Consider the following 2,925-nt stretch of genomic DNA (forward strand, 5'->3'; position numbering starts at 1 on the left):
TAGAACATGCGGGTGTTTTCTTTGAAGAACAGCGGGTTTTCGATGCCCGAGTACCCGGTGCCCTGGCCGCGTTTGGACACGAAGACCTGCTTGGCCTTCCAGCATTCCAGAACCGGCATACCGGCGATGGGGCTGTTGGGGTCTTCCTGCGCCGCAGGGTTCACGATGTCGTTCGAGCCGATGACGATGGCCACATCCGTTTCGGGGAAGTCGTCGTTGATCTCGTCCATTTCCAGCACGATGTCGTATGGCACCTTTGCCTCGGCCAGCAGCACGTTCATGTGGCCAGGCAGACGGCCCGCGACCGGGTGGATCGCAAAGCGCACATTCTTGCCCTGCGCCCGCAGCTTGCGGACCAGTTCGGACACCGACTGCTGTGCCTGCGCCACCGCCATGCCATAGCCGGGGATGATGACAACGCTGTCAGCGTCGTTCAGCGCTGCGGCCACACCGTCGGCTTCGATGGCGATCTGCTCGCCCTCAACCGCCATCTGCTCACCCTGTGGGCCACCAAAGCCGCCCAGGATCACGCTGACAAAGTGACGGTTCATCGCCTTGCACATGATGTAGGACAGGATCGCACCCGACGAGCCCACCAGCGCACCAACCACGATCAGAAGGTCGTTGCCTAGCGAGAAGCCGATCGCCGCAGCCGCCCAGCCCGAGTAGCTGTTCAGCATCGACACAACCACCGGCATGTCGGCACCGCCGATGCCCATGATCAGGTGATAACCGATGAACAGCGCCGCCAGCGTCATCAGGATCAGCGGCAGCAGACCACCGGATGCGGTGTACCAGACCAGGCAGATCAGCGAGAGACCCGCAGCCGCTGCGTTCAGCGCGTGACCGCCCGGCAGCTTGGTTGCCGTAGACGTCACCTTGCCCGCCAGCTTGCCATAGGCCACGACCGACCCGGTAAAGGTGATCGCACCGATGAAGATACCCAGGAACAGTTCGACATGCAGGATTGCCAGCTCGGCCGAGGTTTTCTTGGCGATCAGCTTGGCAAAAGCGCCCAGATTGGACAGGTCCGCCTCTTTCGCGCTGTCGGCAATGGCCATGACCTGCGCCACGTTGCCGATCTCAAAATGCGCGTTGAAGCCCACGAACACAGCTGCCAGACCGACCAGCGAGTGCATCGCGGCCACCAGCTGCGGCATCTCGGTCATCTGCACGCGCTGTGCGACGTACTGACCGATCAGACCACCGCCCGCGATCAGCAGCAGCGACAGCAGCCACAGACCCGAACCGGGGCCAACCAGCGTGGCAAAGACCGCCAGCGCCATACCGACGATGCCATACCAGACCGCACGCTTGGCGCTTTCCTGGTTCGACAGGCCGCCGAGCGAAAGGATGAACAGAACAGCCGCAACAACGTAGGCGGCAGTAGTGAAGCCAAATTCCATGTGCCCGGCCTCCTTAAGATTTCTGGAACATGGCGAGCATGCGCCGGGTTACGAGGAAGCCGCCGAAGATGTTGATCCCGGCCATGAAGATGGACAGCGCCGCCAGCAGAATGACCAGGAACGACCCCGATCCGATCTGCATCACAGCCCCAACGATAATGATCGACGAGATCGCGTTGGTGATCGCCATCAGCGGTGTGTGCAGGCTGTGCGCGACGCCCCAGATCACCTGGAAGCCCACAAAAATGGCCAGCACAAAGACGATGAAGTGCTGCATGAAGCTGGCCGGAGCGATCAGCCCCACCAACAGCATCAGCGCGCCACCAACACCCAGCAGGGTGAACTGCTGTTTGGTCTGCGCCTTGAAGGCCGCAACCTCCTGTGCCTTTTTCTCTTCCGGGGTCAGTTCCTTGACTTCCGGTTTCTTCTGCGCCGCGATCGCCTGCACCTTGGGTGGCGGCGGCGGGAAGGTGATGTCGCCTTCAAATGTCACAGTCGCACCGCGGATCACGTCATCTTCCATGTCGTGATTGATCTGACCGTCCTTTTCAGGCGTCAGGTCGGTCATCATGTGACGGATATTGGTCGCGTACAAAGACGAGGATTGCGCCGCCATCCGGCTGGGGAAGTCGGTATAGCCGATGATGGTCACGCCATTGTCGGTCACGATCTTCTCATCCGCCACGGTCAGCTTGCAGTTGCCGCCCTTTTCCGCCGCAAGGTCAACAATGACCGAGCCCGGCTTCATCGCCTCGACCATATCCTTGGTCCAAAGCTCGGGCGCTTCGCGGTTCGGGATCAGCGCGGTGGTGATGACGATGTCCACTTCCGGAGCAAGTTCACGGAACTTGGCCAGCTGTGCCTCGCGGAATTCTTCGGACTGAACGCTGGCGTAACCGCCGGTGGACGCGCCATCCTGCTGGTCTTCCTCAAAATCCAGATAGACAAACTCGGCCCCCATCGATTCGACCTGTTCAGCCACCTCAGGGCGCACGTCGAACGCGTAGGTGATCGCGCCCAGCGAGGTCGAGGTGCCGATGGCCGCCAGACCAGCCACGCCGGCCCCGACGATCAGAACCTTCGCAGGCGGAACCTTACCGGCCGCTGTCACCTGACCGGTGAAAAAGCGGCCAAAGTTGTTGCCCGCCTCGATCACCGCGCGGTAACCGGCGATATTGGCCATCGACGACAGCGCGTCCATCTTCTGCGCGCGGCTGATCCGCGGCACCATTTCCATGGCGATGACATTGGCACCCTTGGCCTTGGCCGCCTCCATCCCTTCTTCGTTCCCCGCAGGGTTGAAGAAGGAAATCAACGTCTTACCCTTGGTCAGACGCTTCAGCTCAGCCTCGTTCGGTTGACGCACCTTGGCAACAATGTCGGCCTGCTTCCACAGCGACGCAGCCGTCTTGACGACCTCAACCCCCGCTGCCTCATACGACGCATCCGAAAATCCAGCCGCAGCACCAGCACCCTTCTCAATTAGACATTCATAGCCCAACTTCTGAAGCTGCAACGC

At 61.0% G+C, this 2,925-nt stretch carries 2 protein-coding genes; both read right to left on the reverse strand.

Annotated features, from left to right (window positions below; all coding sequences use genetic code 11):
• A partial coding sequence (locus AC2FIS_RS23120) for an NAD(P)(+) transhydrogenase (Re/Si-specific) subunit beta (RefSeq protein WP_496775612.1) occupies positions 1-1,406 on the reverse strand: 1,406 nt, incomplete at its 3' end.
• 13 nt (positions 1,407-1,419) lie between these two features.
• A partial coding sequence (locus AC2FIS_RS23125; RefSeq protein WP_496775613.1) for a Re/Si-specific NAD(P)(+) transhydrogenase subunit alpha occupies positions 1,420-2,925 on the reverse strand: 1,506 nt, incomplete at its 5' end.

This window comes from Ruegeria sp. CDSB113 (assembly GCF_059611045.1).